Below are 5,903 nucleotides of genomic sequence, written 5' to 3'. Positions count from 1 at the left end.
CGCCGGCTTTGCCGGCGGCCCCTCTTTGATTCAGGAGATCAGGTCTGCTCCAAAGGCTCACGCCCCGGCAAGGCACTGCTCCAGCGCATCCAGCGCCTCTCCGGCATCCGCTCCGTCTGCGGTGATCGTGATCCGCGTCCCCGCTCCGATGGACAGGGAGAGCACACCCAGCAGGCTTTTGGCATTGACGTTGTTGTCGCCGTATACGACGCGGACGACGCTGGTAAAGCGGTTGGCAGTCTGGATGAACCGGGCCGCCGTCTGATGGTGCAGGCCGTCAGGGACCTGGACCGTGACTTCTCTCGTGCACAGCATAAGAAGACCTCCTCAGTTTCTCCTTGCCGCGGGCTGTCCGCCCGCTGTGATGGAACAAAATGATTATACCTTCTTTTTCCTGTCCGGGCAAGGGGGTAACGCAAACCCGAGAGCGCCGGGATGGCCCCTGACAGAAGCATGGAGACGTGCCGCATCCGAAGGCACAGCCATCCCGCAGCCTCACGGCCTGCCGCTCCGGGCAACCAGGGGTATCCCGCAGGGCCGCATCAGCTGGAGTGCGCAATGCCCAGCGGCAAAATCCCTGATGCGCCGGGTTCCATCCCAGGGGCTTTTCACAGTCTCCGCATCATTTGACACCCGAAAAAGTCCCATGCCTCGGCTCCCGCCCCCTGCTGCCCCGTAAATAGCATCCGCCCCAGCGCATCTCCTCTACGGCAGCATCTGCTTCCGGTCCAGCTCCTCCAGCCAAGCGGCCGTGTTTGCGAAAATGGTCCGGTAAAAGCCGCTGTCCATGAAATCGTCGAAATCCTCCATCTTCAAAAAGGCGGCGTTCTGGGTGTGGCGGCCGTCGATCTCATCCAGGTGATTCAGCACGCCGTACTCTTCGCCATAGAGGCCGATGAACTGCCAGAACACGGGGAAACGGGAGGTCTTGATGAGGATCTCCTCGATCTCCCAGTCGGACTGCAACCGGCCATCCGTCAGGAACAGCACCAGAATGGGCCTGCGCAGGCCGCCGTAGATCATCATGATGTCCCGCATAGCCTCCGGCTCGTTGTTGTACTGGTAGTTGAGCATGCTCATCCACCGCTCGTATCCGCCGGCCTGAGAGAAGGTGTAGTCCCGGATGTTGTCCAGCGTCACCGGCTCCAGCTGGCGGCTCTTCGCAGCAAAGGCCCAGCAGTCCAGGGCGCCGCTGTCTGACAGGGTGGAGGACAGGGCGAAGAACTTGTCGAACATCTGCTGGACCCGGCCCCCGCGGTACAGGTCGAACATGGAGCCGGAGGCATCGGCGCACAGGACCGTCTGAAGGTCCCTCTCCGCTGCCCGGGGCACCTGGGCCAGTGCTGCAAAGGAGGCTTTGTACAACGGCGCCAGGAAGTCCAGGTCCCCTTGGCAGCGGCGGGCCAGCCCCTCCATGCGGGTGCAGACATGGGGCGGCAGGGAGCGCAGGATGTCCCCCACGGAAGGAGGCGGACCGCCGGCGGGCGCGGCCGGCTGCCGGGTTGTCCGGGCAGACACAGCTGTCCGGACAGGCGGCGGAGGCGGCGGGACCGGGTCTGACACCACGCCGCCGAAGCTCTCCACCAGGGCCCGGAGGCCGCCGTTGAAGCCCCGGCCCACGGCGCTGAACTTCCAGTCCCCGTTTTTCCGGTAGAGCTCGCCGGCCACGATGGCTCGCTCCCCGGAGAACTCGTTCCCCGCGTAGGCATACCGGGCCATCTCCTCCCCTCTGACCCACAGACCGATGCTGCCCTGTTCCAGCTCCCGCAGGGTGCGGCCGCCGTCAATGGCGGCAGTGAAGGAGAGCCGCTGGATATGGTCCGGCAGGGCCGCCAGATCCACCTGGAATCGGGCCGTTCCGCCGGATGCTCCCTCAGAGAGGGCCATGGCCCCTTCCGGCGAGCGCCGCTGGTTATAGAAAAGAAAATACCGCTCGTCGGAGAGGCGGCCTGCGCTGTCCAGGCCAAAGCAGGACACGTCGACCGCCAGGGGCCCCTGATGCCGCAGCTCCACCTCCAGGGTCCAGGTCCGGCAGACGGTTTGAATGGAGATCTTCTGTCCCCGCTGCAAATCCAACATGACTTCGGCTCCTCTCCCGTGTTATTTGTGGCCCGCCACCCAGCGGAAGCCGAAGTGGTAATGGGCGTCCACAGCCCGGTGGCTGTTGAAAAACAGGTCCTCCCGCCGGACCTCCAGCCCGCCGTCCCGGCCGGTGAGGCTGGCCAGGACGCAGAACCGTTCGTTGCTGTTGGGGTTGTCGATCTGGACCTCAATATCCGGCGCCCCCTGCTGGCTCAACACCACCCGGGCGTTGGTGGACCGCCAGTTGGGCACGCCCTCATAGATGAAGGCGAAAACCACGGCGAAGTCGATCAGCTCCGGCCGGAAGAAGTCCATGTTTTCGCCGTTGGCGCTGGCGCCGGAGCGGTCGTCCTTGTCCAGCTTGATGTAGGGGGGCTGATCGGCGACACCGAAGCTGTTGCCCAGGGCCTGGATGACCCCCTGCCGCCCGTCCTTCAGCCGGTACATACAGGCCAGATCCAGGTCGATGCCCCGGCTGAACAGGCCCCGCCGCTGGTCCCAGTTCAGGTTCACGTGGATGCGCCGACGGTTTTTCGTCAGGTCGATCTTGTGGCTCTCTCCGCTCTTCTTCAGGCTGATTTTGGAGAGATTCACCTTCGGCTCCGGCGGAGCAGGTGCCGGGGTCGGCGGGTCAGGCTTGACCTCCTCCCCGCCGAAGTGGGCCAGCAGGGCGGAGAGTCCCCCGTTGAAGCCGCTGTCCACCACGGAAAAGCGCCAAATCCCATCCTTGCGGTACACCTCGCAGAGAATCAGGGCCTTCTCCTGCTGATACCCCGCACCGGTGAAGACATAGGCCGCCCGGTCCAACTCTCCTTCCAGCGTCAGGAGTCCCCGGGCCAGCGCCTGCATGGTGCCGCTCTCCGCCGCCACCGTCACCACCAGCCTCTGCAGGAAGCCCGGAAGGCGGTTCAGGTCCACCGAGAACACCGTGGACTCCCCGGACTGGTGCATGGAGACGGCGCCCTCCGGCGAACTGGTCTGGTTGTAAAAAATAAAATAACGGTCGTCGGACAACTTCCCCGCTCCGTCCACGCCGAAGCAGGTCACGTCCGCCTCGCTCCCCGGCAGGGACACCGTCACGGAGATTCGCAGCTGTCCGCTTCCGGTCAGGTCCGCCAGTTTGCACTTCTGTCCCTTCTGCAGTTCCATGGGATCCCGTCCTTTCTCGCATATCCGTTTCTCCGCCCTGCGGGTTTACCTCCCTATTTTAGTGGATGGCGGCCGCCGAATCAAGAAGTGGATCCGGTTTTTCAACCCAGCGGGCGCAGATCTATCCGGCCGCCGCAGGCCCGCTATGCGTCTCCCCGCAGCAGAAACAGCCGGAGGACCTTCTCAGCCAGCCGGACCTCCCGGGGCGTGCACCGGGCCAGCAGGGCCTCTATGGCGGTCAGATCTGCATCGGGCTGAATCTCCTCTCCCAAAAGGATATACTCCATTGAGAGCTGCGACGTCTTCGATAATTTAATCAGCGTGTCAATGGACATCTGCGAGGTCCCCACCTCGATCTGGCCGTAATAGCCGGCGCTGATATCCGCCAGCTCGGCAAACTCCTCCCGGGTGAGGCCCAGAAGGGTCCTCTGCTGCCGCAGCCGGTGCCCCATGGCGACTCGCTCCTGTTTTGTCATCTGTTTCACGCTCCTTTTAGAATAAGTCTATTCTGGAACGTGTCCATTCAAAATATGCTATAAGATATTGATTTTAGTTATCTTATAGTGTATATTTTGAGTGAGAAAATCTCCGTATCCATTGTGGTGCAATGGTTTAGGAGTTTTTTCAAAAGCGGTTTCACGTGCATAACAATTGTCACAAAAAACGTTAGCTTATAGAGAAGATTCCGTCACCCGCAGGCTTCCAAAAGCAGGAAGGTCATTTTTGTGACACACAAGCGTAACAAAACGAGGAGACGCCATGCAGAGTTACACGCTCAACCGCCCCGATGGAGCCTTGCTTTGCCGGGTGCTGGAACAGCATACAAATGATGCCGCGGGAGCCATCCTGCGGCTGGCGTGGATGGCCGGTCTGATGCGGGACGAAATCCAGCACCTCACCTGGGCTCAGGTGGATCTGCTGGGCGAACAGCTCCTGCTGCCGGACCGGGCGGTCCCGCTGGCCCCGGAGCTGGCCGCCTGGCTGGAGGCCCTGCGTCGGGAGCGGAACGGCAGCAGCGAACGGGTGGTGCTGTCGGACCGGGACCAGCAGCCCCTGGCGGCCCAGTCCATCTCCCGCCTGGCCCGCGCCGCGCTGGACGCCGGGGACCTGAAGGCCGTCCGCCTGATCGACCTGCGCCACGACTACGTTCTGCGGCAGCTGGAACGTCACGACTGGCAGTACGTCTCCCGGATCACCGGGCTGGAGGCCGCCGCCATGAACGTCCACTTCGCGGCCTACCTGACGGAGAAGAAGGTCTCCACCCGCATCCGCCGGAAGGCAGCGCCGCAGATCGACGAGTTCGCCCTCTGGAAGCTGCTGCAGGCGGAACAGGACACCCCCGCCGGGGCGGCCCTGTGGCTCACCTGGCAGCTGGGGCTCCAGGTGGAGGAGATCGCGTCGCTGCGGTGGGACCAGGTGGACCTGCAGAAGGAGCGGCTTATCCTGCCGGACCGGCAGGTCCGCCTGACCAGCGGCGTCCTGTCCATTCTCCAGAAGCTGCGCAAGGCGGCGCCGCCAGAGGCGGAGTGGGTCCTGATGTCCCCCCGCAGCCGCCGCCCCTATGAGCGCACCCGCCTGTCCAAGCTGGTGCGGGCGGCGCTGGTGCAGGGCGGGCTGGACGATCTCTCCCTGCGGGACCTGCGCCTGGACTACGACATCCGGGTGGGCGGCGAGAACCAGGTGCTGGACGTTGTCCGGCGCCAGGGCTCCATCACCCGGAATGAGGTGATGGCCCTTCTGCGGGTCTCCAAGAACACGGCCTACAACCGGCTTCGGCAGATGGTGGCCCGGGGAAAGCTGACCAAAGTGGGAAACCGCTATTACCTGCCCAGCACGGTGGTGCCGCCGGAGGACCAGGAGCAGGCGATCCTGGCGTACCTGTCGGAGGCGGGGTTTGCCTACCGCCAGGACATTGCCCGGGTGCTGCGAATCGGCCCTCGCCAGTGCTGGCCCATTCTCCAGCGGATGCTGGCGGAGCACCAGATCGCCAAGGACGGGCAGAAATACATCCTCTTGCAGAAGGAGGCGTGAGACCGGGCAGCCCCGGTTTCCCGCCTCTCTCTTTTTTGGAAATCTGCAACTTTTGTTACATAAATTACCACGAATCAGGCGCTTTTGAACGGCGTGTTTCGTTTGAATAACAATCACGCCGAATCCGTAGACAATCCGGAAAAACACTGATACATTGGCGTTGCGGACGGCGGGAGTGTCACTGGCGGCCGGCTCTGTGGTTGGTGTAGGCCGACACAAGTTGGTTGGCTAGCCCCCACACGAATCTCAGACCCGGCGGCAGGCATACCGGCGGACCGCAAATATTTTAAAGGAGGAGAAATCCCAAATGAAGAAGTTCCTTTCTCTGGTGCTTGCTCTGGTGATGACCATGTCTCTGGTCACCGTCAGCGCCGGCGCCAAGGACTTCACGGACGACAGCGAGATCACCTACAAGGAAGCTGTGGATGTGATCTCTGCTCTGGGCGTTGTCGACGGTTATTCCGGCGGCGACTTCCGTCCCGATGATGTCCTGACCCGCGGTGCGGCCGCCAAGATCATCTGCAACCTGATCCTGGGCCCCACCACTGCCTCCGCTCTGAACGCAGGCACCGCCCCCTTCAAGGATGTTCCCGTGACCAACACCTTTGCGGGCTACATCACCTACTGCTCTCAGCAGGGTA

Annotated in this window: 6 protein-coding genes; 2 read left to right on the top strand and 4 right to left on the bottom strand. The window is 62.9% G+C overall.

The window, feature by feature from the left end:
- Positions 1-57: 57 nt before the first annotated feature.
- The 4 genes from HMPREF1546_RS10220 to HMPREF1546_RS10205 form a co-directional block, all read right to left on the bottom strand.
- Positions 58-315: an HPr family phosphocarrier protein gene (locus tag HMPREF1546_RS10220; RefSeq protein WP_021749720.1), complete on the bottom strand. Its 258-nt coding sequence runs from the start codon at positions 313-315 to the stop codon at positions 58-60.
- Positions 316-705: 390 nt separating this feature from the next.
- Positions 706-2,079: a VWA domain-containing protein gene (locus HMPREF1546_RS10215; RefSeq protein WP_021749718.1), complete on the bottom strand. Its 1,374-nt coding sequence runs from the start codon at positions 2,077-2,079 to the stop codon at positions 706-708.
- A gap of 21 nt (positions 2,080-2,100) precedes the next feature.
- Complete coding sequence (locus HMPREF1546_RS10210; RefSeq protein ID WP_021749717.1) at positions 2,101-3,231, bottom strand: TerD family protein; 1,131 nt, start codon at positions 3,229-3,231, stop codon at positions 2,101-2,103.
- A 143-nt stretch (positions 3,232-3,374) separates the two neighbouring features.
- Positions 3,375-3,707: a helix-turn-helix domain-containing protein gene (locus HMPREF1546_RS10205; RefSeq protein WP_021749716.1), complete on the bottom strand. Its 333-nt coding sequence runs from the start codon at positions 3,705-3,707 to the stop codon at positions 3,375-3,377.
- 283 nt (positions 3,708-3,990) lie between these two features.
- Between HMPREF1546_RS10205 and HMPREF1546_RS10200 the strand changes: the two genes are divergently transcribed.
- Complete coding sequence (locus HMPREF1546_RS10200) at positions 3,991-5,262, top strand: DeoR family transcriptional regulator (protein WP_021749715.1); 1,272 nt, start codon at positions 3,991-3,993, stop codon at positions 5,260-5,262.
- Between the two features lie 307 nt (positions 5,263-5,569).
- Positions 5,570-5,903 (top strand): S-layer homology domain-containing protein (locus HMPREF1546_RS10195; RefSeq protein ID WP_021751909.1); only part of this gene is annotated, 334 nt, incomplete at its 3' end.

This window comes from Oscillibacter sp. KLE 1745 (genome assembly GCF_000469445.2).
GTDB classification, from domain to species: domain Bacteria; phylum Bacillota; class Clostridia; order Oscillospirales; family Oscillospiraceae; genus Oscillibacter; species Oscillibacter welbionis.
The sequence above is the reverse complement of the archived record's forward strand: the minus strand, read 5'-3'. Positions and strand labels throughout refer to the sequence as shown.